Source organism: Leclercia sp. W6, assembly GCF_003336345.1.
GTDB lineage: Bacteria > Pseudomonadota > Gammaproteobacteria > Enterobacterales > Enterobacteriaceae > Enterobacter.
In genome coordinates this window covers 3,726,313-3,751,126 of sequence record NZ_CP031104.1, presented here as the reverse complement: position 1 = coordinate 3,751,126, position 24,814 = coordinate 3,726,313, and the positions used below count along the sequence as shown (strand labels likewise).

Here is a 24,814-nt window from a genome sequence, read left to right as displayed (position 1 = left end):
TAAAACGAACGATTCGTTCATCTTGATAAACGATATTATTGCGTTCATTATAATGGATACTCGTTCGATATGGCTAAATTTGTATGAAGCACACTTTCTCTGGTCTGCAAGGCGACACGGTCAAAGCCATCATCCTGGTCTGTCTGGCGGTGGGCGTCGTGGGGATGTCCTACGGCTCGCTGGCGATGGCGTACGGTTTTCCGCTGTGGGTGCCGTTTGTTCTCTCCATTTCGGTGCTGGCGGGCGCCTCGGAATTTATGTTTATCGGCATTGTCGCCAGCGGCGGTAACCCGCTTGCCGCGGCCGCCGCCGGGCTGCTGGTCAATGCCCGCCACGTGCCGTTTGGCGTAACGGTGCGTGAGCTGGTGGGCAAACGCGGCGCCAGCTTGCTGGGCTGCCACATTATGAATGACGAAAGCGTGGTCTTTGGCCTGTCGCAAAAAACGCTGGAACAACGCAAAGCAGCCTACTGGCTCTGCGGCCTGGGGGTGGCCATCATCTGGCCGCTGGGCACCCTGCTGGGGGCGATGGTCGGCAAACTGCTGCCGGAGCCGGAGACCATCGGGCTGGATGCAGTCTTCCCGGCCATTTTGCTGGCCTTAGTCGTGCCCGCCTTTAAGAACCGCACCACGCTGATTCGCGCCTGTAGCGGGGCGGCGTTGTCCCTGGCCGCGGTGCCGTTTGCGCCGGTGGGGCTGCCGGTACTGCTCTCCCTGCTTGGCCTCGCGGCGAGGAAGAAATAATGGAAAATATGACCGTTTTTATTCTCGGCATCGCCCTGCTTTCCGCAGGCACCTACCTGATGCGTCTCGGCGGAGCGAAACTGGGCAGCCGGTTAGCGCTGTCTGAACGTTCTCAGGCGCTGCTCTCGGATGCGGCAACGGTGTTGCTCTTTTCGGTGGCGCTGGCGACCACCTTCTATGAAGGAGAACATTTCGCCGGGATGGCGCGGGTGCTGGGTGTGGCCTTTGCGCTGTTCCTCGCCTGGCGCAAGGTACCGTTGATTTTCGTGATTGTCGCGGCGGCGGTGGTTACGGCGCTATTACGTCTGGCGGGCATAAACTAAAAAAGCGCCCCGGGGGCGCTCTTTCGACAGATGCTGTGTGCTTATTTGTTCAGTTCAGCGGTCATGTGTACACGGTTACCGGAGAAGGCCTGAGTAATGGTGTAAGAGGAGGCGCCTGCCTGCTCAGCCTGAGCGGCAATTTTCGCTTCTGCGCCATCAATGGTGCTGGCGGATGCGGTGACGGACTGGGCAGCGAAAGAACCGAAAGAAGTAGCCAGAGCGATAACAGCGACAAAAGTTTTGATGCTTTTCATGATAGTGACCCTTTCAATAAGTTGTTGGTGTAAGGCGCCGTGCCTTGATGTGATAAATAATAGGCCTCATCACCAACAACTGATAGCGGAAGGATTTGCTTACTTTATTCAAAATTACTGATCAACAATCAACCGCTGCGGATGGGTATAGACCGTGGCTCTTCCCGGCTTGCAGAATCCCACCAGCGTCAGGTTGCAACGCTCGGCCACCTCAACCGCCAGGGTGGTAGCGGCGGATACCGCAAAGAGGATCTCCACCCCGCACATCGCCGCTTTTTGCACCATCTCGTAGCTGGCCCGGCTGGAGACCAGCGCGGCACCCTGCTGCCATGCGGCGCTTTCTCCCGCCCTGCGGCCCAGCAGTTTATCCAGCGCCACATGGCGTCCGACATCTTCATGCCCGCCAGCAATCTCACCCGACGGCAGGACCCAGGCGGCGGCGTGCGTACATCCACTCAGACTGCCCACCGGCTGTACCGAGTTGAGATTTTGCAGCGCGATATCGAGGTTCGCCAGGGTGAAAGCCTGGCTGAAGGGCAGCGGCGTGATGGGCTTACCGATGTCGTTCAGCTGCTCTACGCCGCATACGCCGCAGCCGGTGCGCCCGGCCAGCGCGCGACGGCGCTCCTTAAGAGCCATAAAGCGTCGGCTGGAGAGTTCAATCTGCACTTCGAGACCATTGCACACAGATATCACCTCCATGCCGTAGATCTCACGCGGGTGCTCAATGATGCCTTCAGACAGCGAAAAGCCGATGGCAAACAGCGCCAGATCTTTGGGGGAGGCCATCATCACCACATGGGAGATACCATTATAAACCAGCGCGACGGGCACCTCTTCCGCCAGAAAATCGGGAGTCGGGAGGCTAATCTGTGGGGGTCTGTGTACCCGGCGTTCTGCCACACCGGCAGGCAGTGACGTAAAGCAGGTATCACCATTTTGTTTCAACACGACGAATTTCCTGAGCAACCACGTGGGGAGGCCTGCTATTGCACCATACTTTTCCGGCCTGGCGCATAGTATGGATCAATTTTTACCGCCCTGTCCGCGCAACTTTACCTGAGGGACAAACCCGACGCATAAACAGGTTTGTAACAGTTCGGGGGCATCATGTGATCAATATCACATTTTATAATCATCACCGTGATAATACGTTCACTTTGTTTTAACGCCGTTGGAACAAGCGTACCGACATTGTGGTATTCTGATATACCCCTCGTGGAAATGAGGGTTTAACGCAAATTTTCAACTTTGCGGTCAAAAAATCAGCCGTGAAGTAAAACAATAATGACCCCAAATAATTCGCGCGGGCGCGAAGAATGAAGGGTAGCAATGTCGAAACAAGGAGTGACCATGCAGGTCAGCAGAAGGCAGTTCTTTAAGATCTGCGCTGGCGGTATGGCAGGCACCACGGCAGCAGCACTGGGCTTTGCGCCCGGCGTCGCGCTGGCGGAAACGCGGCAGTATAAACTGCTGCGCACCCGCGAAACCCGTAATACCTGTACGTACTGCTCCGTCGGCTGTGGGCTGTTAATGTATAGCCTCGGCGACGGCGCGAAAAACGCCAAAGCATCTATTTTCCATATCGAAGGGGACCCGGATCATCCGGTCAACCGCGGCGCGCTCTGCCCGAAAGGGGCCGGTCTGGTGGATTTCATCCACTCAGAAAGCCGCCTGAAATTCCCGGAATATCGCGCGCCAGGTTCAGATAAATGGCAGCAAATCAGCTGGGAAGAGGCATTTGACCGCATCGCCACACTGATTAAAAAAGATCGCGATGCTAACTTTATTGCCCAGAATGCAGATGGCGTAACGGTAAACCGCTGGCTCTCCACCGGCATGCTGTGCGCCTCGGCCTCCAGCAACGAAACCGGCTATTTAACCCAGAAATTTACGCGCGCACTCGGTATGCTCGCGGTCGACAACCAGGCGCGTGTCTGACACGGACCAACGGTAGCAAGTCTTGCTCCAACATTTGGTCGCGGTGCGATGACCAACCACTGGGTCGACATCAAGAACGCCAACCTTATTGTGGTGATGGGCGGTAACGCTGCTGAAGCGCACCCTGTCGGGTTCCGCTGGGCGATGGAAGCCAAAATCCACAACGGTGCGAAACTGATTGTGATCGATCCCCGCTTTACGCGTACAGCGTCAGTGGCGGATTTCTACACCCCTATTCGTTCAGGTACTGACATCACTTTCCTGTCAGGCGTACTGCTGTACCTGATGACCAACGAAAAATATAACCGCGAGTACACCGAAGCCTACACCAACGCCAGCCTGATCGTGCGTGAGGATTACCACTTCGAAGATGGCCTGTTCAGCGGTTATGACGCCGAAAAACGCAAATACGACAAAACCAGCTGGAACTACGAGCTGGACGAGAACGGCTTTGCGAAACGCGACACCACCCTGCAACACCCGCGCTGCGTGTGGAACCTGCTGAAAGAGCACGTTTCCCGCTATACGCCGGAGGTGGTGGAAAACATCTGCGGGACGCCGAAAGCGGACTTCCTGAAGGTGTGCGAGATGATCGCTGAAACCAGCGTTCACGATAAAACCGCCTCGTTCCTGTATGCCCTCGGCTGGACGCAACACTCCATCGGCGCACAGAACATCCGTACCATGGCGATGGTTCAGCTGCTGCTCGGCAACATGGGGATGGCAGGCGGCGGCGTGAACGCCCTGCGCGGCCACTCCAACATTCAGGGTCTGACCGACCTCGGCCTGCTGTCGCAGAGCCTGACCGGTTACATGAGCCTGCCAAGCGAAAAACAGACCGATCTCCAAACCTACCTGACGGCCAGCACGCCAAAACCGCTGCTTGAAGGTCAGGTGAACTACTGGAGCAACTATCCGAAGTTCTTTGTCTCGATGATGAAAGCCTTCTTCGGTGACAAGGCGACGGCGGAAAACAGCTGGGGCTTTGACTGGCTGCCGAAGTGGGACAAAGGCTACGACGTACTCCAGTACTTCGAGATGATGAACCAGGGCCAGGTCAACGGCTATATCTGCCAGGGCTTTAACCCGGTTGCCTCGTTCCCGAACAAGAACAAGGTTGTGGCATCCCTGTCGAAACTGAAGTTCCTGGTCACCATTGACCCGCTCAATACCGAGACCTCGACCTTCTGGCAGAACCACGGCGAATCGAACGACGTCGATCCGTCGACGATTCAGACCGAAGTGTTCCGTCTGCCATCCACCTGCTTCGCGGAAGAGAACGGCTCTATCGTTAACTCCGGTCGCTGGCTGCAGTGGCAATGGAAAGGTGCGGATGCCCCGGGCATCGCCATGAACGACGGTGAGATCCTGGCCGGCATCTTCTTACGCCTGCGTAAGATGTACGCGGCTGAAGGCGGCGCGAACCCGGAACCGGTGCTGAACATGACCTGGAACTACTCGACGCCGGAGAACCCATCCCCGGAAGAGGTGGCGATGGAGAGCAACGGTAAGGCGCTGGCGGACATTATCGACCCGGCTACCGGTGCGGTGCTGGCGAAGAAAGGCGATCAGCTGAGTACCTTCGCGCACCTGCGCGACGACGGCACCACCTCCAGCGGCTGCTGGATCTTTGCCGGTAGCTGGACGCCGAAAGGCAACCAGATGGCTAACCGCGATAACGCCGACCCGTCGGGCCTCGGCAATACGCTGGGCTGGGCATGGTCGTGGCCGCTGAACCGCCGCATTCTCTATAACCGTGCCTCTGCTGACCCGCAGGGCAAGCCGTGGGATCCGAAGCGTCAACTGCTGAAGTGGGACGGCGCGAAATGGGGCGGCGTGGATATTCCGGACTACAGCACCGCGCCTCCGGGCAGCGATGTCGGGCCGTTTATCATGCAGCCTGAAGGGATGGGACGCCTGTTTGCTATCGATAAGATGGCGGAAGGGCCATTCCCGGAACACTACGAGCCGTTTGAGACGCCGCTGGGCACTAACCCGCTGCACCCGAACGTGGTCTCTAACCCGGCCGCCCGTATCTTTAAGAGCGATTTCGAGGCGTTGGGCAAAAAAGACAAGTTCCCGTATGTCGGCACCACTTACCGTCTGACCGAGCACTTCCACTACTGGACCAAGCACGCGCTGCTGAACGCCATCGCGCAGCCGGAGCAGTTTGTGGAGATCGGCGAGAAGCTGGCGAACAAGCTCGGCATCGCCCATGGCGACACCGTGAAGGTCTCCTCTAACCGCGGCTACATCAAAGCCAAGGCGGTAGTGACCAAGCGTATTCGCACGCTGAACGTTCACGGTCAGGAGGTGGATACCATCGGTATTCCGATTCACTGGGGTTATGAGGGCGTGGCGAAGAAAGGGTTTATTGCCAACACCCTGACGCCGTTCGTCGGCGATGCGAACACGCAGACGCCGGAGTTTAAGGCCTTCCTCGTGAACGTGGAAAAGGTGTAACGGAGACGACTTATGGCTTATCAATCGCAAGACATCATTCGTCGTTCCGCGACTAACGGGTTCACCCCCGCGCCCCAGGCGCGGGACCACCAGCAGGAAGTGGCGAAGCTTATCGACGTAACCACCTGTATCGGCTGTAAAGCTTGTCAGGTGGCCTGTTCAGAGTGGAACGACATCCGTGACGAAGTGGGTCACAACGTCGGGGTTTATGATAACCCCGCCGACCTGACCGCCAAGTCCTGGACGGTAATGCGCTTCTCGGAAGTGGAGCAGAATGACAAACTGGAATGGCTGATCCGCAAAGATGGCTGTATGCACTGCGCGGATCCGGGCTGCCTTAAGGCGTGTCCGTCGGAAGGGGCGATCATTCAGTATGCCAACGGCATCGTCGACTTCCAGTCTGAGCAGTGCATCGGCTGCGGCTACTGCATCGCCGGCTGCCCGTTCGACGTGCCGCGTATGAACCCGGAAGACAACCGCGTCTACAAATGCACGCTGTGCGTCGACCGCGTGAACGTCGGCCAGGAACCTGCATGCGTGAAGACCTGCCCGACCGGCGCTATCCACTTTGGCTCCAAAGAGGATATGAAAACCCTGGCGGGTGAGCGCGTAGCCGAGCTGAAAACCCGCGGTTACGACAACGCAGGTCTGTACGATCCGGCCGGTGTTGGCGGTACGCACGTGATGTACGTGCTGCACCACGCCGACAAGCCGAATCTGTACCACGGCCTGCCGGAGAACCCGGAGATCAGCGCGACCGTGAAGTTCTGGAAAGGTATCTGGAAGCCGCTGGCCGCGGTGGGCTTTGCTGCCACCTTCGCCGCGAGCATCTTCCACTACGTGGGTGTCGGTCCGAACCGTGCGGAAGAGGAAGAGGACAACCTGCATGAAGAGAAAGACGAGGTGCGCAAATGAAAAGACGTGACACCATCGTGCGCTACACGGCGCCGGAACGTATCAACCACTGGGTCACCGCCTTCTGCTTCATGCTGGCGGCGATAAGCGGGCTGGGGTTCTTCTTCCCCTCCTTCAACTGGCTGATGCAGATCCTGGGTACGCCGCAGCTGGCGCGCATCCTGCACCCGTTCGTGGGTGTGGTGATGTTTGCCTCGTTCATCATCATGTTTTTCCGTTACTGGCACCATAACCTAATCAATCGGGATGATATCTTTTGGGCGAAGAATATTCGTAAGATCGTCGTCAACGAGGAAGTAGGTGACACCGGGCGTTATAACTTCGGCCAGAAATGCGTATTCTGGGCGGCGATTATCTTCCTGGTCCTGTTGCTGGTCAGCGGCGTGATCATCTGGCGTCCGTACTTTGCGCCTGCTTTCTCAATCCCGGTGATCCGATTTGCGTTAATGCTGCATTCATTTGCCGCAGTGGCGTTAATTGTGGTTATCATGGTGCATATTTACGCCGCCCTCTGGGTGAAAGGCACCATTACCGCGATGGTGGAGGGCTGGGTTACCAAAACGTGGGCGAAGAAACATCACCCGCGCTGGTACCGCGAAGTCCGCCAGAAACAGGAAAAGTCATCTGAATGAGTATTCGCATAATCCCGCAAGATGAGCTGGGTTCGAGCGAGAAACGCACGGCGGAAGTGATTCCGCCGTTACTGTTCCCCAGACTAAAAAACCTCTACAACCGCCGCGCGGAACGCCTGCGTGAGCTGGCAGAGAACAACCCGCTTGGCGACTATCTGCGCTTTGCGGCGCTGATCGCCCACGCCCAGGAAGTGGTGCTGTACGACCATCCGCTGCAGATGGACCTGACCGCGCGCATCAAAGAGGCGAACGAGCAGGGCAAACCACCGCTGGATATCCACGTTCTGCCGCGCGATAAGCACTGGCATAAGCTGCTGCACTCCCTGATTGCCGAGCTGAAGCCTGAGATGAGCGGCCCGGCGCTGGCGGTGATCGAGAATCTTGAGAAAGCCTCCGAGCAGGAGCTGGAGCAGATGGCGAGCGCGCTGTTTGCCTCTGATTTTGCCTCGGTCAGCAGCGATAAAGCCCCGTTTATCTGGGCTGCCCTGTCGCTCTACTGGGCGCAAATGGCGAGCCTCATCCCGGGTAAAGCCCGCGCTGAATATGGTGAAGCCCGCCAGTTCTGCCCGATGTGCGGTTCAATGCCGGTCTCCAGCATGGTGCAAATCGGTACCACTCAGGGGCTGCGTTACCTGCACTGCAACCTGTGTGAAACCGAGTGGCACGTGGTGCGCGTGAAGTGCAGCAACTGTGAACAGACCCGCGATCTGCACTACTGGTCGCTGGAAAATGAACAGTCCGCGGTGAAAGCCGAGAGCTGCGGCGACTGCGGCACCTACCTGAAGATTTTGTATCAGGAAAAAGACCCGAAAGTGGAGGCCGTCGCCGACGATCTTGCCACGCTGATACTGGACGCCAAAATGGAGCAGGAGGGCTTTGCCCGCAGCTCTATTAACCCGTTCCTGTTCCCGGGTGAAGGGGAGTAATCTCCTGTGAGAGTGCCGGGCGGCGCAAGCTTGCCCGGCCTACAGTTGATAGGGCGAAATCACCCCTGCTATACCTGCAAAGTCTTTGGTATTGCGAGAAATTAACGGGCAGTTTCTGCTCTGAGCTGTGGCCAGAATAATGGCATCAGGAAGTTTCATCCCATGCTTCTCGCGGAGCAATACACTTCTTTCAGCAATCTCACGCGTAATATCGATAATCTCGAAAGCGCCCATAACTGCCGCCGTTTTCGCCTCATGACCGTGCCTACGAGCCCCAACCATGACTTCCATCCAGGTAATTAAGCTGATAGCACGATGCGCTGCGGTACGATCGATCGTATCCGCCGCTTCAACACGATTGTTAAAGAGATCGATGAGAATATTGGTATCAAACACTGCCATGTGTTCCACAATTACCACTCCTCGCGCAGCTTACGCTCATACTCCAGCCCATCCTCTTTGCGATCTCCCCACAGGCCAAGCGCATCGCGGATAATCGAAGAACTCTGTTGGTCGAGGTACAGCTCTATGGCTTCCCGCAGCAGTTCAGCACGCGGCTGATTTTTTAGCTGCTTGAGGTTATCCAACCGTTGAATCACGTCATCAGACAAATCGATAAGTATTCTGCCCATATCAAGTTCCGCCAAAACGCTCATATATCACCTTAGTATATCACCCGCGATTAATTTTCAGGCAAAGTACGCTTAGCGAATCCAGGGTTAAAGAACAATTTGAAAATGGCGAGCGCTTTTGCGAGTCGTCTTCCAGAACCCGGACATTACTACTCCTCGTTCCCCCCCTCTTCATACGCGCCATACGGCTTCGCGGGAAGAACGATATAGGTCCCTTCAAACACCGCGCCCGGGGTTTCATCGCCGAACAGTTCGACCTGCATCTGCACACGCGCCTTGCGGCCTCGCGCCAGGCGGTCGAGATCGCCACCCAGGGCACCCAGGTCGGCGACTGCGCTCGGCTTGCCGCTGATTGGCGCGCTGTAGCGGATATGGGCGTCGGCCAGAATGATGGTGCCGCCAAGATGACGCTCGCGCAGCATGAGCCAGATAAGCCCCCAGCCGGTGAGCGTCGCCAGCGAGAAGAGGCTGCCGGCAAACAGGGTGTGGTGCGGGTTCTGGTTACCGATCTCCGGCATGGTGGTGATAAATTTTTGCCCGGTGTACTGCTGAATGCGCACCCCCATCTTTTCACTCAGGGGGATGTGCTGATACCAGGCCTGCTGTAGCTGACCACACCAGTCGGCGCGGTGCAGAATATCATCCAGCGAGGCGATGGGTTTGATCATCAAAAAATGACGAATCGGGGTGGTTTGCGGGGTGGTGATTTCGCCCTGGTTTATGAAACCCAGCTTGGCAAAAAACTCTACCGCGTCTTCGCGCGCGCTACAGGTGACGCGCTTTACACCCTCCTGGCGGGCGACGGACTCCAGCGTCATCGCCATTAATGTGCCCAGACCTTTGTCCTGCACGGAAGGGTGCACCGCCATAAAGCGGATAGAGGCTTCATTATCGGCATTGATATAGAGCCGCCCAACCGCGACAAGATTGCCCTCTTCATCCATCACCATCTGGTGATGCGCCATCGCGTCCCAGGCGTCGCGTTCCGACCCTTTCGGCTGATGTAATGGCTTACGTAACATCTCCCAGCGGAACTGGTAGTAAAGCGCTAACTCTTCTTCTGTCTGCGGTACTCGAAGGTGATACATAGCTGTACTCTCTCTGGTTACCCGCGGCCATACCGTCAGCTCACTCATATCTGGAGCCAGAAAGTGACAGGGCCATCATTTACCAGCGAAACCTGCATATCCGCAGCGAATCGTCCGGTCTGTGTATGCATCTCTTGCTGGCGGCAACGCTCAACAAAGTATTCATAGAGCGCTTCTGCCCGATCCGGCGCCGCCCCTTTAGAAAAGCTGGGGCGCATGCCGCGCTCGGTATCAGCCGCCAGCGTAAATTGTGACACCACCAGCACGCTGCCACCCGCCTGCTGGACGTTAAGGTTCATCTTGCCATCCGCATCGCTGAAGATGCGGTAACCCAACACGCGCTCGCATAAGCGGTTGGCTTTTTGCTCGTCGTCATCCCTTTCGACACCTAACAGGACTAAAAGTCCCGGACCAATTTCACCCGTCACTTCCCCCTCCACGGTGACGCTGGCACGGGTTACGCGCTGAATCAATGCAATCATGGTTGGTCTGCTTCTCGTTGTTTTTCGGCTTCTGCTGCTTTTTTTAGCTCGCGGTATACCCCGAGAGTGACAGTAATTTCTGCGCCAAGCAAGACGATACACCACGTCCAGTAAACCCAGAGGAACAAAATGGGGATCACCGCCAGCACGCCATAAATCAGTTGATAGGAGGGGAACATGGTGATGTAAAGCGCGAATCCTTTCTTGCCCAGTTCAAACAGCAGAGCGGCAACCAGCGCGCCCACCATCGCATCCCGGTTAGGCACGCGCGTCGTCGGCACAATACTGTATAGCAGCCAGAAAGCGAGCCAGGAGAGGAACAGCGGAAAGATCCGCAGCACATCGTCAATCACGCTGTTGAGATCGCTGGCCCAACGCAAAGAGAGCAGATAGGAACTGATCGCCAGACTGGCCCCAGCCAGCAATGGCCCCAGGGTCAGGATCATCCAGTAGACCGCAAACGAGTAAACTTTAGGCCGTGCGCGGGTACTGCGCCAGATAGTGTTCAGGGCACTATCAATGGCATACATCAGCAACAGCGCGGTGACAATAAGGCCCACCGCCCCGACCGCCGTCATCTTGCTGGAGTTAGCAACAAACTGCTCAATGTAGTTCTGGATGACATCCCCGGTTGCCGGCATAAAGTTAGCAAAGACAAAATGCCGCAACTGCAGGCTAACATCCGAAAACATCGGAAAGGCGGCGAAAAGCGCAAAGATGACCGCCACCAGCGGCACCAGAGAGAGCAACGACACGTAGGCAAGGTTGCCTGCCAGCGTGGTCATGTTGTCCTCATCGATGCGGTGCCAGAGGAGTTTTAGCCACGCACGCAGCGGCCTGGTATGGTGGCTGGCTTTTTGATGAACGTTTTTTAGCATAACTGCTTCGCAAAGTAGTCGGGTATCGTCTCTTTTCCGGTCACCAGAATTGACGTGATACCTGCCTGGTTAGCTCCCTCTATATTATCGACGTTATCGTCAAAAAAGACGGCATCGGCGGCAGAGAATCCTTCCGCCTGCAGAACGGCCTGATAGATGCGCGCCTCCGGCTTACGCATTCCCATCTCCTGAGAGAGATAGATCTTGTCCGCAGCCGCTTTCACTTCGGGATACTCTTCCGGCCAGAAGGTGGTGTGCAGACGATTGGTGTTGGAAAGTACCACCACCCGATGCCCCTGCTCGCGCAGTTTGTGCATGATGGCAATCACTTCAGGGCGAATACCGACAAAGACCGCCTGCCATCCATGGGAAAATTGCTCGTAACTGAGGGGGAGGGCCATCTCATGGCAGAGCTTTTCGGCAAAAACTTCATCCGAAATCTCACCGCGCTCATGCTGATGAAAAGCCTCGCCCATCGTAAAACTTTGTTTAAGCGTCGCCAGCGGCACGCGACTGAAATTACTCCAGGCGCCCAGCACGCGATTGAAGTCGATATCGACAATTACGTTTCCTAAATCAAAGATATAGAGCATTTATCTCTCCTTGTTTGCCGTGAAAAGTAACTGTAGCGGGAATAGAGATGTTTGGCTATGCGCCAGCTTCAGCTTAAAGAAAGGAACGGCCCGACGATCACCGTCGGACCGGGAGAGGGTTAACCCGCCTGCTGTTCGTCGTTTGAATTGACTTCAATAACTTCAACTTTGCTCGATTTAAGGTGCGTTTGTAGCGCGGAGCCGGGTAGCTCGTCGGTAAAGAGCGCCGTCGTCTGCGCTACGTTACCAATTTCAACCGCAGCAGAGGCGTGATATTTCGTATGATCGGCCGCCAGTAAGATGTGCCGGGCGTGGGCCATCATGGTTTTTACCACGCTGGCTTCATTAACATCGAACTCCATCATCGCGCCGTCTTGCTCGATCGCGCCGACGCTGGTCACCAGATAATCTGCACGAAAGCCAGAGACGAACGCCGTGGCGGCAGGCCCGATAATGCCTCCATTGTGCGGGCGCAGCGTGCCGCCGGGGACCATCACCTCAAAGCGCGGGTTTTTATAAAGAATGTGCGCCACCCGCAGGCTGTTGGTGATGATGCGCAGATGATTATGGTTGAGCAGCGCCCGGGCAACGTGCTCTACCGTCGTGCCAATGGTAATAAAAATGGTCGAGCCATCGGGAATGTAGTCGGCAATGGCTTCGGCTATCGCCCGCTTCTCTTCGGTCATGGAGACTTCGCGCTGCTCGAAGGCGGTGTTAACCACGCTGGATGCCCTGCCCGCGCCGCCATGATGACGCGTGATCAGCCCCTGCTGACTCAGCTTGCGAATATCCCGGCGCACCGTTTGCGTGGAGACATCCAGCAGTTGCGCCAGTTCATCAATGTTCATATAGCCACGGTCGGCAATCAGCGTTAGCAGCTGATCGTGACGCGGGTTGCCGGTCAGTTCGGTAAGGCTCATGGGCTGTCCTCTGAAAACCATCACGCCCCGCATTTTATACAAAAAGTGACAAAAAAGAGCGGGTTTGATCACAGTCGGGTATACCAGCCCGCCCGCCAGGCTTCGTGCATTTCAGTGCTGCAACAGCGCTGGCGAAGCGTACCGCTTCCGACGGAGATTGCTTTTGCCCCAGGCTGACCGCCAGCGCACCGTGGAAAACATCCCCCGCCCCGGTGGTATCAACCACCTCTACCTCAAAGCCAGGCTGATGACATAGCGCGCCATTCTCCACCCAGAAGCAGCCGTCTCGCCCCTGGGTGACATACACATGTCCATTTGTGAGCGTTTGTGCTTTTTTCAGCGCCTCTTCGACTTCATCCCGCTGCGTTAAACGCCGCAGTCCCGGCGCAGAGAAGGCTGCGTGATCGCTTAAGGTAATCAACTCCGCGATATCCTGCGGGGTGACATCCGCATCAAGCAGGGTCGGCACGCCCTGCTGGCGGGCAAGGGTAAACGCCTCTCTGGCCCCCTCATGCCAGCGCACGTCTGCTAATACGACATCCCACTGAGAGAAGTCGATTTCATGCAGCCAGTCTGCCGCGGCAGGGAGATCCGGGCTGGGATAGTTGGCAATAATGCGTTCCCCGCCTGCATCCACCAGCACGGCGGACTGGGACGAGCGAGCACCTTTCACGACGCGCGTATAGCGGGTATTCACCCCCAGGGATTCCAGCTCCGTGAGCAATCTTGTCCCGGTATCGTCGTCCCCCACCCGGCCAATAAAATCCACTTCCGCGCCCAGTTTTGCCGCCGCCACCGCCGCGGTTGCTGCCGGGCCGCCGCCCACTTCCGTATAATTTTTTGCGACATATTTCCCACCTTCCTTTGGTAAATCATCGAGATACCAGATGCGATCCAGCACGGTGATGCCGACACAAACGATGCGAGTCATGGTGATTCCTTCTGCGTTTTCTGTTGCTCTCATTTTAATTTCACCAAATGTTTAAAAAGTGACCCATGTCTATTTTTTGACTATAAATTACAAATACGATCAAAAACAGACAACATAAACGCGCAGAAATTGACACGATATGACAGGAGAGAGGCATGTCAGCAATCGCATTTATCGGTTTAGGGCAGATGGGCGCGCCAATGGCGAAGAATCTGTTGAAGCAAGGCCACCAGCTTCAGGTCTTTGATGTGAACCCGCAGGCGGTTCAGACGCTGGTTGCAAGCGGTGCCCAGGCAGCAACTACGCCCGCGCAGGCTGCAACGGACGCCGAATTCGTTATCACCATGCTGCCCAACGGTGACCTGGTGCGCAGCGTACTGTTCGGCGAGCACGGCGTGTGCGAAGGGTTATCCCGCGACGCGCTGGTGATTGATATGTCCACCATTCATCCCCTGCAAACCGACGCCCTGATCCGTGACATGGCTGAACGCGGCTTCAGCCTGATGGATGTGCCCGTCGGGCGCACGTCAGACCATGCCATCGCCGGCACGCTGCTCCTGCTGGCAGGCGGTACGGCGCAGCAGGTTGAGCGCGCCACCCCCGTCTTAATGGCGATGGGCAATGAGCTGATTAACGCCGGCGGGCCGGGCATGGGCATCCGCGTGAAGCTCATCAATAACTACATGAGTATCGCCCTGAACGCCCTCTCCGCCGAGGCGGCCGTGCTGTGCGAAGCGCTCGGCCTCTCCTTTGACGTGGCGCTGAAGGTGATGAGCGGCACCCCTGCGGGCAAAGGCCACTTCACCACCTCCTGGCCGAACAAGGTGCTGAAAGGGGATCTTTCTCCCGCCTTTATGATCGACCTTGCACATAAAGATCTGGGGATCGCCCTGGACGTGGCTAACCAGCTTCACGTCCCGATGCCGCTGGGCGCGGCTTCCCGCGAAGTTTACAACCAGGCACGCGCCGCCGGGCGCGGGCGCGAAGACTGGACAGCCATTCTCGAACAGGTTCGCGCATCCGCCGGGCTGAAAAAATCACACTGATACGAAAGGACTGAGGAATGACGATGTACACCCTGAAAGATATCACCCGACCTTCCGGCGGTTTTGCCATGCTGGCCGTCGATCAGCGCGAAGCGATGCGCCTGATGTTTGCCGCGTCAGGCGCGCCGGTGCCGGTAACTGACCAGCACCTCACGGATTTTAAAGTCAACGCGGCGAAAATTCTGTCGCCATACGCCTCTGCGATCCTCGTCGACCAGCAGTTCTGCTATCGCCAGATCGTGGAGCAGCAGGCGGTTGCGAAAAGCTGCGCGATGATTGTGGCCGCCGACGAGTTTATTCCGGGGAACGGTATTCCTGTCGACAGCGTGGTGATCGACAAGAACGTCGACGCGCAGGCGGTCAAACGCGATGGCGGCAAGGCGCTGAAGCTGCTGGTGCTGTGGCGCAGCGACGAAGATCCGCAGCAGCGTCTGGAGATGGTGAAGGCGTTCAACACGCTGTGTCACGACAACGGTCTGTTGAGCATTATCGAGCCGGTGGTGCGTCCGCCGCGCCGCGGTGACGCGTTTAACCGCGAGCAGGCGATTATCGACGCGGCCAAAGAGCTGGGAGACAGCGGTGCCGATCTCTACAAAGTGGAGATGCCGCTGTTTGGCAAAGGCACGCAGCAGGCGCTGCTGGCGGCCTCGCAGAAGCTCAACGAACAGATCAACATGCCCTGGGTGATCCTCTCCTCCGGCGTGGACGACAAGCTCTTCCCGCGCGCCGTAAGCGTGGCGATGCAGGCGGGGGCATCGGGCTTTTTAGCCGGTCGCGCCGTCTGGTCATCGGTAATTGGCCTGCCGGACACCGAGCTGATGCTCCGCGATATTTCTGTACCGAAACTGCAGCGTCTGGGCGAGATCGTCGACGAAATGATGGCCCGCCGCTAAGAGAGGATTCGAATATGAAATGGTTTAACACCCTGAGCCATAACCGCTGGCTCGAACAAGAGACCGACCGCATTCTCGACTTCGGCAAAAACGCCGCCGTTCCCACCGGCTTTGGCTGGTTGGGCAATAACGGCCAGGTTCGTAGCGATATGGGCACCCATCTGTGGATCACCGCCCGTATGCTGCACGTCTACGCGGTGGCGGCCAACATGGGACGCCCGGGTGCATACGCCCTGGTTGAGCACGGCATCAATACCCTGAACGGTCCGCTGCGCGACAAACAGCACGGCGGCTGGTACGCCTGCGTTAACGATGAAGGGGTGATAGATGCCTCCAAGCAGGGCTATCAGCACTTCTTCGTGCTGCTCGGCGCAGCGAGTGCCGTTACTACCGGACACCCGCAGGCACGCAAGCTGCTGGACGACGCCATTGAGGTGATTGAGCGCTACTTCTGGAGCGAACAGGAACAGATGTGTCTGGAATCCTGGGACGAACCCTTTAGCAAAACGGAAGATTACCGTGGCGGCAACGCCAACATGCACGCAGTGGAAGCCTTCCTGATCGTCTATGACGTCACCCACGATCGCAAATGGCTCGATCGCGCCCTGCGCATCGCCTCGGTGATTATTCACGACGTGGCGCGCAAGGGTGAGTATCGCGTTAACGAGCATTTTGACACCAACTGGAACCCGATCCGCGACTACAACATCGACAATCCCGCCCACCGTTTCCGCGCCTACGGCGGTACGCCAGGGCACTGGATTGAGTGGGGCCGTCTGATGCTGCATCTGCGCGCCGCGCTGGAAGCCCGCTTTGAAACCCCGCCGGCGTGGCTGCTAGAAGATGCAAAAGGACTGTTCCACGCCACCATCCGCGATGCCTGGGCGCCGGACGGGGCCGACGGCTTCGTCTACTCCGTCGGCTGGGACGGCAAGCCTATCGTGCGCGAACGCGTGCGCTGGCCGATCGTCGAGGCGATGGGCACGGCCTATGCCCTCTATACCGTGACCGGCGAGGCACAGTACGAAGCCTGGTATCAGAAATGGTGGGATTACTGCAGCAAATACCTGATGGATTACGAGAACGGTTCCTGGTGGCAGGAGCTGGATGCCAATAACGAAGTGACCACTAAGGTCTGGGACGGCAAGCAGGATATTTACCATCTGCTGCACTGCCTGGTGATCCCGCGCTTACCGCTGGCGCCAGGGTTAGCCCCAGCCGTTGCCGCCGGCTTACTGGATAGCCAGGCCAAATAATAAAAACGGAGATCTTATGCGTACCCTACACGATATTGATTTGAAAACTCACGATCGCGGTTTCACCCTGCACTGGCAGGATCGCCTGATTTTATCCCATTCGCCCGACGCCCCCTGCCTGTGGATCGGCGCAGGCGTTGCCGATATTGAGATGTTCCGCGGCAATTTCAGCATTCAGGATAAGCTCAACGAAAAGATTGCCCTTACCGACGCGACCGTCACGCAGCAAAAGGCGGGCTGGGCGATCCGCTTCACCCGTGGCGATGCGGTAAGCGCCACGCTGCTGGTGGATCTTGATACGGAAGGCCGCCTGACGTTAAAGCTCAAAAATGATGCCACCAGCCATAATCGTATCTGGCTGCGGCTGGCGGCACAGCCTGAAGATCATATCTACGGCTGCGGGGAGCAGTTCTCCTACTTCGACCTGCGCGGCAAGCCGTTCCCGCTGTGGACCAGCGAACAGGGCGTGGGCCGCAATAAGCAGACCTATGTGACCTGGCAGGCCGACTGCAAAGAGAACGCGGGCGGGGATTACTACTGGACCTTCTTCCCGCAACCCACCTTTGTGAGCACCCAGAAGTACTACTGCCACGTGGATAACAGCTGCTACATGAACTTCGACTTCAGCGCGCCGGACTTCCACGAGCTGGCGTTCTGGGAAGATAACGCCACGCTGCGCTTCGAATGTGCAGAAACCTACATCAATCTGCTGGAAAAGCTCACCGGCCTGCTGGGGCGTCAGCCGGAGCTGCCGGACTGGGTTTACGACGGGGTGACGCTGGGTATTCAGGGCGGCACCGACGTGTGCCAGCAGAAGCTCGACCTCATGCGCGAAGGCGGCGTGAAGGTGAACGGCATCTGGGCGCAGGACTGGTCCGGCATCCGCATGACCTCCTTTGGCAAACGCGTGATGTGGAACTGGAAGTGGAACAGCGAACTCTATCCGCAGCTTGATGAGCGTATTGCGCAGTGGAAACAGGAAGGGGTGCAGTTCCTCTCCTATATCAACCCCTACGTCGCCAGCGACAAAGATCTCTGCGAAGAGGCGGCAACACGCGGCTATCTGACCAAAGACGCCGACGGCAAGGATTACCACGTCGAGTTCGGCGAGTTCTACGCGGGCGTTATCGACCTGACCAACCCGGAAGCCTACGGCTGGTACAAAGAGGTGATCAAAAAGAACCTGATCGAGCTGGGTTGCGGCGGCTGGATGGCCGATTTCGGGGAATATCTGCCAACCGATACCTTCCTGCACAACGGCGTCAGCGCGGAGATCATGCATAACGCCTGGCCTGCCCTGTGGGCGAAATGTAACTACGAAGCGCTGGAAGAGACCGGCAAGCTCGGGGAGATCCTGTTCTTTATGCGCGCAGGTTACACCGGCAGCCAGAAACACTCGGTGATGATGTGGGCGGGAGATCAGAACGTCGACTGGAGCCTGGACGACGGTCTGGCGTCCGTCGTACCTGCTGCGCTCTCGCTGGCGATGACCGGCCACGGCCTGCATCACAGCGACATCGGAGGCTATACCACCCTGTTCGAGATGAAACGCAGCAAAGAGCTGCTGCTGCGCTGGTGCGATTTCAGCGCCTTTACGCCGATGATGCGTACCCACGAAGGCAACCGCCCTGGCGATAACTGGCAGTTCGACGGCGACGCCGAAACCATCGCGCACTTCGCGCGTATGACCACCGTCTTCACCACCCTGAAACCGTACATCAAAGCTGCCGTCGCGCAGAACGCGAAAAGCGGCCTGCCGGTGATGCGCCCGCTGTTCCTGCACTATGAAGAGGACGCGCGCGCCTACACGCTGAAATACCAGTATCTGTTTGGCCGCGATCTGCTGGTGGCGCCCGTGTATGAAGAGGGCCGCCATGACTGGTCGCTCTATCTGCCGCAGGACAGCTGGGTGAATGCGTGGACGGGTGAAACCTGCCAGGGCGGTGACATAACCGTTGATGCCCCACTCGGCAAACCGCCGGTCTTCTATCGCGAGCAAAGCGAATGGGCAGATCTGTTTAGCACCTTACGTCATATCTGATAAGGCTCGCCCGCGGGGAAACCTGCGGGCAGACGGAGAACAATAATGAGTCAACATACTTCTGATCCGGCAACCCTGCGCCTGCCGTTTAAAGAAAAACTCGCCTACGGGATGGGCGATCTCGGCTCTAACATCCTGCTGGATATCGGCACGCTCTATCTGCTGAAGTTCTACACCGATGTGCTGGGCCTGCCGGGGACCTACGGCGGGATCATCTTCCTGATTGCCAAGTTCTTTACCGCCTTCACCGACATGGGGACCGGGATCATGCTCGACGCCCGGCGCAAGATCGGCCCGAAAGGAAAATTCCGCCCGTTCGTGCTGTATGCCGCCTTCCCGGTGACGCTGCTGGCGATTGCCAACTTCGTCGGCACGCCGTTTGAAATCACCGGTAAAACGGTGATGGCGACGGTGCTGTTCATGCTGTACGGCCTGTTCTTCAGCATGATGAACTGCTCTTACGGCGCGATGGTGCCCGCCATTACCAAAAACCCGGACGAGCGCGCCTCGCTGGCCGCCTGGCGTCAGGGCGGTGCCACGCTTGGCCTGCTGCTCTGTACCGTGGGCTTTGTCCCGGTAATGAACCTGATTGAGGGCAATGACCAGCTTGGCTATATCTTTGCCGCCACCCTTTTCTCGCTGTTCGGGCTGTTCTTTATGTGGTGGTGCTATAAGGGCGTGACCGAGCGTTACGTCGAAACGCAGCCTGCTAATCCGGCGCAAAAACCGGGACTGTTGCAGTCGTTTCGCGCCATCGCCGGGAACCGTCCGCTGTTTATTCTCTGCATCGCCAACCTGTGCACGCTGGGTGCCTTTAACGTCAAGCTCGCCATTCAGGTCTACTACACGCAGTACGTGCTGAACGACCCGATCCTGCTGTCGTACATGGGCTTCTTCAGCATGGGCTGTATTTTTATCGGCGTCTTTATGATGCCCGGCGCGGTGCGGCGCTTCGGCAAGAAAAAGGTCTATATCACCGGGCTGATGATTTGGGTGGCGGGCGATCTGCTCAACTACTTCTTCGGCGGCGGCTCCGTGAGCTTTGTGGCGTTCTCCTGTCTGGCCTTCTTTGGCTCCGCGTTTGTGAACAGCCTGAACTGGGCGCTGGTGTCCGATACCGTGGAATACGGCGAGTGGCGCACCGGCGTGCGCTCCGAGGGGACGGTCTACACCGGCTTTACCTTCTTCAGGAAGGTTTCCCAGGCACTGGCGGGCTTCTTCCCGGGGATCATGCTCACGCAGATCGGCTATGTGCCCAACGTGGTGCAATCCGCCGGAACCGTTGAAGGGCTGCGGCAGCTGATATTTATCTACCCCAGCCTGCTGGCGGTCATCACCATTGTGGCGATGGGCTGCTTCTACAACCTCAACGAGAAGATGTATGTGCGCATCGTGGAAGAGATCGAACTGCGCAAACGTACGGCATAACTGACTTGAGCGAGCGCCCTGCGGGGCGCTATGAGGATCGACCATGACACACACTCCTGATCCGTTAACCCTGAAGTTGAGCCTGCGCGAGAAGTGCGCCTACGGGATGGGCGATTTTGGCTCTAACTTGATGCTGTGTATCGGCACGCTCTATCTGCTGAAGTTTTACACCGACGAACTAGGCATGCCCGCGTTCTATGGCGGCATTATTTTTTTGGTGGCGAAGTTCTTTACCGCCTTTACCGACATGCTGACCGGCGTGCTGCTGGACTCCCGGCGAAATATCGGTGCGCGGGGAAAATTCCGGCCCTTTATTCTCTATGCTTCGGTACCCGTTGCGCTGGTTGCCGCGGCGCAGTTTATGGCTAACGACTTTAGCCTGACGGTGAAAACGGCTATCGCCACCGTGCTCTTTATGATGTTCGGCCTCTGCTATAGCCTGATGAACTGCGCCTACGGTGCGATGGTGCCGGCCATCACCAAAAACCCGAACGAGCGCGCGCAGCTGGCGGCCTGGCGTCAGGGCGGCGCAACGGTGGGGTTGTTGCTCTGCACCGTCGGTTTTATGCCCATTCAGGCGCTGTTCGTCAGCCAGCCCTCCCTCGGCTATCTGGTTGCCGCCCTGGTATTTGTCACCGGCGGGCTGTTCTGCATGTGGTGGTGCTACAGCGGCGTGAAAGAGCGCTACGTGGAGGTCACGCCCGATCACCATAAACCCGGCATTCTGAAATCGTTCTGCGCGATTTTCCGCAACCCACCGCTGTTGGTCTTATGCATCGCCAACCTCTGTACCCTTGCCGCCTTTAACATCAAGCTGGCGATTCAGGTCTATTACACCCAGTACGTACTGAACGATCTGCACCTGCTGTCGTGGATGGGCTTTTTCAGCATGGGCTGCATTCTGGTCGGCGTGTTTCTGGTGCCCGGCGCGGTTAAGCGTTTCGGCAAAAAACCGGTTTACCTGGGCGGGTTGACGCTATGGGCGGTGGGCGACGTGCTGAACTTCTTCTGGGGGAGCAACTCCCTGCTGTTTGTGCTCTTTTCCTGTATGGCCTTTTTCGGCACCGCTTTCGTCAACAGCCTGAACTGGGCCCTGGTGCCGGATACCGTTGATTATGGCGAGTGGAAAACCGGCATTCGTGCCGAAGGGTCGGTTTATACCGGCTATACCTTCTCACGCAAAATCTCCGCGGCCCTCGCCGGTTTCTTGCCTGGCATTATGCTGACCCAGATCGGTTACGTGCCCCATGCGGTGCAGAGCGCAAGCACGCTGCTGGGGCTGCGCCAGCTTATTTTTCTCTGGCCCTGCGGCCTGGCGATTATCGCCGCCATCACGATGGGACTCTTTTATAAACTCAACGAAGCGCGCTTCGCCTTTATTATTGAGGAGATTGCCAAACGAAAAAAACCATCAGCGAATACCCCTGAGATAACCACCAACGATAAAGCGTCAGCAGTCACTTTATAACAATAAATCTGGCCATGAATCCCTTCCCATTCCACGGGAGGGGTGGCCTTTCTTTATCTGATACATGGATAAGTTATGAAAAGAATCATTACTGTACTGATTGTGTCGTCTGTCTCCTGCCCGGTATTTGCCGGGGCGTATGTCGAAACACGAGAAGCATACAATACGGCCTCCGAGCTACATGAGGTGATCCTGCGAGCTGGCTATAACTTCGATATGGGCGCGGGGCTGATGTTCACCAACGCTTATAACGTGGGGAGATGGGATGAGCTTAAGCACAGCTATAACGAAATAGAGGGGTGGTATCCGCTCTTTAAACCAACCAACAAACTCACCTTCCAGCCGGGCGGTTTAATTAACGACAGCAGCGCAGGGTCGGGCGGCGCTGTTTATTTAGATACCAACTACAAATTTACGGATGGGTTCAACCTGACGTTCCGCTATCGCTATAACCACAACAATTACGATACGCCGGACTATAACGGGCAGATGGATAAGAACGACACGCACGAGTTTGCTAACTACTGGAATTTTAAAGTGACGGATGCGTTTTTCTACACCTTTGAGCCGCACTTTTTCCAGCGGGTCAATGATTACCACAGTAAGAATGGCAAAGATCACCACTGGGAAATAACGAACAAGTTCAGCTATAAGATCGACAGAAACTGGCTGCCGTACCTCGAACTCCAGTGGCTGGACAGATGGAATGATTACAACCGCGAGCAGTACCGAATCCGTCTGGGCGTGCGGTACGCGTTCTAATAAAAAAGCCGCTGATCGCTCAGCGGCTTTTTACCTGCCGGGTGGCGCATGCGCTTACCCGGCCTACAGACTGACTGTATTAATCTTCTTTTGAACCGCGCATTGCACGTTTACGATCGTTTTCAGTCAGGTGACGTTTACGGATACGGATAGACTGTGGTGTTACTTCTACCAGTTCGTCGTCATCGATGAATTCCAGAGCCTGCTCCAGCGTCATCTTAACCGGTGGAACCAGAACCGTTGCTTCGTCAGTACCGGACGCACGCATGTTGGTCAATTTCTTACCGGTCAGGCAGTTTACCGTCAGGTCGTTAGAACGGCTGTGAATACCGATGATCTGGCCTTCGTAAACTTCTGCACCGTGACCCAGGAACAGCTTACCGCGATCCTGCAGGCTGAACAGGGCGAACGCAACCGCTTTACCCTGACCGTTGGAGATCAGAACGCCGTTGTTACGCTGACCCACTTCACCTGGACGAACGTCGTCGTAGTGGCTGAAGGTGGAGTACAGCAGACCGGTACCGGAAGTCATGGTCATGAACTCAGAACGGAAGCCGATCAGGCCACGGCTTGGGATCACGTAGTCGAGACGTACGCGGCCTTTGCCATCTGGATTCATGTTTTTCAGGTCGCCTTTACGCTCACCCAGAGCCTGCATTACAGAACCCTGATGCTGCTCTTCAACGTCCAGCGTCACGTTCTCGAATGGCTCTTGTTTACGGCCATCGATTTCACGGAAGATAACTTTCGGACGGGAAACCGCCATTTCGAAACCTTCACGACGCATGTTTTCGATCAGAACAGACAGGTGCAGCTCACCACGACCAGAAACGCGGAATGCATCAGCATCTTCGGTTTCTTCAACGCGCAGCGCAACGTTGTGCACCAGCTCTTTGTTCAGGCGGTCAAGGATCTGACGGGAGGTAACGAACTTACCTTCTTTACCACAGAACGGAGAGGTGTTGACGTTGAAGAACATGGTTACGGTCGGCTCATCAACAGACAGCGCTGGCAGCGCTTCCACATTCTGCGGGTCGCAGATGGTGTCAGAGATGTTCAGCTCGCCCAGACCGGTGATAGCGATGATGTCGCCAGCTTCCGCAATGTCGCTCTCGATACGCTCAAGGCCCAGGTGAGTCAGCACTTTACCGACTTTACCGTTACGGGTTTTACCTTCGCTATCGATGATAGTGACCTGCTGGTTTGGCTTCACTTTACCGCGCTTGATACGACCAATGCCGATTACACCAACGTAGTTGTTGTAATCCAGCTGAGAGATCTGCATCTGCAGGGTACCGTCGAGATCGACGTTTGGTGCCGGAACATGGTCAACAATCGCCTGGTACAGCGGGGTCATGTCTTCAGCCATGTCTTCGTGGTCCAGACCAGCGATACCGTTCAGCGCAGACGCATAAACGATCGGGAAGTCCAGCTGTTCGTCGGTCGCATCCAGGTTAACGAACAGGTCGAAGACCTGATCAACAACCCAGTCAGGACGCGCGCCAGGACGGTCAACTTTGTTGATTACCACGATTGGCTTCAGGCCATGGGCGAATGCTTTTTTGGTTACGAAGCGCGTCTGCGGCATTGGGCCGTCAAATGCGTCAACCACCAGCAGCACGGAATCCACCATGGACATCACGCGCTCAACTTCACCACCGAAGTCGGCGTGCCCTGGGGTATCAACGATGTTGATACGGTAGTCATTCCATTTGATCGCGGTGTTTTTAGCGAGGATGGTAATCCCACGCTCTTTCTCCAAATCGTTGGAGTCCATCACGCGTTCTTGAGTTTCGGCACGCGCATCGAACGTACCGGATTGCTGCAGCAGCTTATCAACCAGGGTAGTTTTACCATGGTCAACGTGCGCGATGATGGCGATATTACGCAGATTTTCGATCACAACTTTGCCTCAGGCATTAGAAATAGCGCGTTATTGTACACGGATTAATCGCACTACAAAACAGGATCACAAACATCCCCCGCAAACAAGTATTGCAGAGATGCTTTGTGATCGCTTTCACGGAGCGGTAAAAGGGCACTTTAACGTAAATTGCACCAATATGGTGCTCAATGTTCACATTGAAGCACTATAATGGTGCAACAAAACCACCGTGGTGCAGCCCTTTTGCACTACGGTGCGCATGATAGCGCCTTTTTAGGGTGTTTTAAAAGTTGGCACAGATTTCGCTTTATAAA

The 24,814-nt window shown here is 56.6% G+C and carries 24 protein-coding genes; 13 read left to right on the top strand and 11 right to left on the bottom strand.

The window, feature by feature from the left end; genetic code table 11:
* The first annotated feature begins 83 nt into the window (after positions 1–83).
* Positions 84–743 (top strand): AzlC family ABC transporter permease, encoded by a 660-nt coding sequence (locus DVA43_RS18340; RefSeq protein ID WP_114316361.1) that lies wholly within the window; start codon positions 84–86, stop codon positions 741–743.
* Positions 743–1,066 carry an AzlD domain-containing protein gene (locus tag DVA43_RS18335; protein WP_114316360.1) on the top strand — a complete coding sequence of 108 codons (324 nt, stop codon included), beginning with the start codon at positions 743–745 and terminating at the stop codon, positions 1,064–1,066. Before DVA43_RS18340 ends, DVA43_RS18335 begins: the two co-directional genes overlap by 1 nt.
* 41 nt (positions 1,067–1,107) lie before the next feature.
* Here DVA43_RS18335 and DVA43_RS18330 read toward each other — a convergent pair whose 3' ends face one another.
* Both DVA43_RS18330 and fdhD read right to left on the bottom strand, forming a co-directional pair.
* A complete protein-coding gene (locus DVA43_RS18330) occupies positions 1,108–1,320 on the bottom strand; it encodes a DUF1471 domain-containing protein (protein WP_103177552.1) in 213 nt (70 codons plus the stop codon).
* A gap of 114 nt (positions 1,321–1,434) precedes the next feature.
* Positions 1,435–2,235 (bottom strand): formate dehydrogenase accessory sulfurtransferase FdhD, encoded by an 801-nt coding sequence (gene fdhD / locus DVA43_RS18325; protein ID WP_371414041.1) that lies wholly within the window; start codon positions 2,233–2,235, stop codon positions 1,435–1,437.
* A gap of 438 nt (positions 2,236–2,673) precedes the next feature.
* On the opposite strand from fdhD, the gene fdnG reads away from it, so the two are divergent.
* From fdnG to fdhE, 4 genes are read left to right on the top strand one after another with little or no spacing between them, the layout of a single operon-like run.
* The gene (gene fdnG / locus DVA43_RS18320; protein ID WP_114316358.1) at positions 2,674–5,724 is read left to right on the top strand and encodes a formate dehydrogenase-N subunit alpha; all 3,051 of its coding nucleotides are present in this window, start codon (positions 2,674–2,676) and stop codon (positions 5,722–5,724) included.
* A gap of 12 nt (positions 5,725–5,736) precedes the next feature.
* Positions 5,737–6,639: a formate dehydrogenase subunit beta gene (gene fdxH / locus DVA43_RS18315; RefSeq protein ID WP_103825279.1), complete on the top strand. Its 903-nt coding sequence runs from the start codon at positions 5,737–5,739 to the stop codon at positions 6,637–6,639.
* Positions 6,636–7,271: a formate dehydrogenase cytochrome b556 subunit gene (gene fdoI, locus DVA43_RS18310; protein ID WP_032615363.1), complete on the top strand. Its 636-nt coding sequence runs from the start codon at positions 6,636–6,638 to the stop codon at positions 7,269–7,271. The genes fdxH and fdoI overlap by 4 nt, the downstream gene beginning before the upstream one ends.
* Positions 7,268–8,197, top strand: a complete 930-nt coding sequence (gene fdhE, locus DVA43_RS18305; RefSeq protein WP_114316357.1) for a formate dehydrogenase accessory protein FdhE — start codon at positions 7,268–7,270, stop codon at positions 8,195–8,197. The genes fdoI and fdhE overlap by 4 nt, the downstream gene beginning before the upstream one ends.
* A 39-nt stretch (positions 8,198–8,236) precedes the next feature.
* Here fdhE and DVA43_RS18300 read toward each other — a convergent pair whose 3' ends face one another.
* The 8 genes from DVA43_RS18300 to DVA43_RS18265 all read right to left on the bottom strand — a co-directional run bounded on the left by DVA43_RS18300 (position 8,237) and on the right by DVA43_RS18265 (position 13,721).
* On the bottom strand, positions 8,237–8,608 hold the full coding sequence (locus DVA43_RS18300; RefSeq protein WP_114316356.1) for a type II toxin-antitoxin system VapC family toxin: 372 nt from the start codon (positions 8,606–8,608) through the stop codon (positions 8,237–8,239).
* Positions 8,609–8,610: 2 nt separating this feature from the next.
* Positions 8,611–8,853, bottom strand: coding sequence for a ribbon-helix-helix protein, CopG family (locus DVA43_RS18295; protein WP_023618112.1), 243 nt, complete (start codon positions 8,851–8,853; stop codon positions 8,611–8,613).
* 125 nt (positions 8,854–8,978) lie between these two features.
* Entirely contained in the window at positions 8,979–9,917 is a 939-nt protein-coding gene (fabY, locus tag DVA43_RS18290; protein ID WP_168194667.1) for a fatty acid biosynthesis protein FabY, read from the bottom strand.
* 44 nt (positions 9,918–9,961) lie between these two features.
* Positions 9,962–10,399 carry a D-aminoacyl-tRNA deacylase gene (gene dtd / locus DVA43_RS18285; protein ID WP_103177564.1) on the bottom strand — a complete coding sequence of 146 codons (438 nt, stop codon included), beginning with the start codon at positions 10,397–10,399 and terminating at the stop codon, positions 9,962–9,964.
* Positions 10,396–11,277, bottom strand: coding sequence for a virulence factor BrkB family protein (locus DVA43_RS18280; protein WP_114316354.1), 882 nt, complete (start codon positions 11,275–11,277; stop codon positions 10,396–10,398). Before DVA43_RS18280 ends, dtd begins: the two co-directional genes overlap by 4 nt.
* The gene (gene yihX, locus DVA43_RS18275) at positions 11,271–11,870 is read right to left on the bottom strand and encodes a glucose-1-phosphatase (RefSeq protein ID WP_103825284.1); all 600 of its coding nucleotides are present in this window, start codon (positions 11,868–11,870) and stop codon (positions 11,271–11,273) included. Before yihX ends, DVA43_RS18280 begins: the two co-directional genes overlap by 7 nt.
* Positions 11,871–11,989: 119 nt before the next feature.
* Entirely contained in the window at positions 11,990–12,790 is an 801-nt protein-coding gene (locus DVA43_RS18270; protein ID WP_103825285.1) for a DeoR/GlpR family DNA-binding transcription regulator, read from the bottom strand.
* A gap of 34 nt (positions 12,791–12,824) precedes the next feature.
* Complete coding sequence (locus tag DVA43_RS18265) at positions 12,825–13,721, bottom strand: sugar kinase (protein ID WP_114316353.1); 897 nt, start codon at positions 13,719–13,721, stop codon at positions 12,825–12,827.
* A 155-nt stretch (positions 13,722–13,876) separates the two neighbouring features.
* Between DVA43_RS18265 and yihU the strand changes: the two genes are divergently transcribed.
* From yihU to ompL, 7 genes are all read left to right on the top strand, one after another.
* A complete protein-coding gene (gene yihU / locus DVA43_RS18260; RefSeq protein ID WP_114316352.1) occupies positions 13,877–14,767 on the top strand; it encodes a sulfolactaldehyde 3-reductase in 891 nt (296 codons plus the stop codon).
* A gap of 17 nt (positions 14,768–14,784) precedes the next feature.
* On the top strand, positions 14,785–15,660 hold the full coding sequence (gene yihT / locus DVA43_RS18255) for a sulfofructosephosphate aldolase (RefSeq protein ID WP_114316351.1): 876 nt from the start codon (positions 14,785–14,787) through the stop codon (positions 15,658–15,660).
* Between the two features lie 14 nt (positions 15,661–15,674).
* A complete protein-coding gene (gene yihS, locus DVA43_RS18250) occupies positions 15,675–16,916 on the top strand; it encodes a sulfoquinovose isomerase (protein WP_114316350.1) in 1,242 nt (413 codons plus the stop codon).
* Between the two features lie 16 nt (positions 16,917–16,932).
* Positions 16,933–18,957, top strand: coding sequence for an alpha-glucosidase (locus DVA43_RS18245; protein ID WP_114316349.1), 2,025 nt, complete (start codon positions 16,933–16,935; stop codon positions 18,955–18,957).
* Between the two features lie 45 nt (positions 18,958–19,002).
* Positions 19,003–20,385 (top strand): MFS transporter, encoded by a 1,383-nt coding sequence (locus tag DVA43_RS18240; protein ID WP_114316348.1) that lies wholly within the window; start codon positions 19,003–19,005, stop codon positions 20,383–20,385.
* 43 nt (positions 20,386–20,428) lie between these two features.
* Positions 20,429–21,853 (top strand): MFS transporter, encoded by a 1,425-nt coding sequence (locus DVA43_RS18235; RefSeq protein ID WP_114316347.1) that lies wholly within the window; start codon positions 20,429–20,431, stop codon positions 21,851–21,853.
* A gap of 75 nt (positions 21,854–21,928) precedes the next feature.
* Positions 21,929–22,615: a porin OmpL gene (gene ompL / locus DVA43_RS18230; protein ID WP_114316346.1), complete on the top strand. Its 687-nt coding sequence runs from the start codon at positions 21,929–21,931 to the stop codon at positions 22,613–22,615.
* A gap of 79 nt (positions 22,616–22,694) precedes the next feature.
* On the opposite strand, the gene typA is transcribed toward ompL, so the two are convergent.
* Positions 22,695–24,518 (bottom strand): ribosome-dependent GTPase TypA, encoded by a 1,824-nt coding sequence (gene typA, locus DVA43_RS18225; protein ID WP_103177576.1) that lies wholly within the window; start codon positions 24,516–24,518, stop codon positions 22,695–22,697.
* Between the last annotated feature and the right edge of the window lie 296 nt (positions 24,519–24,814).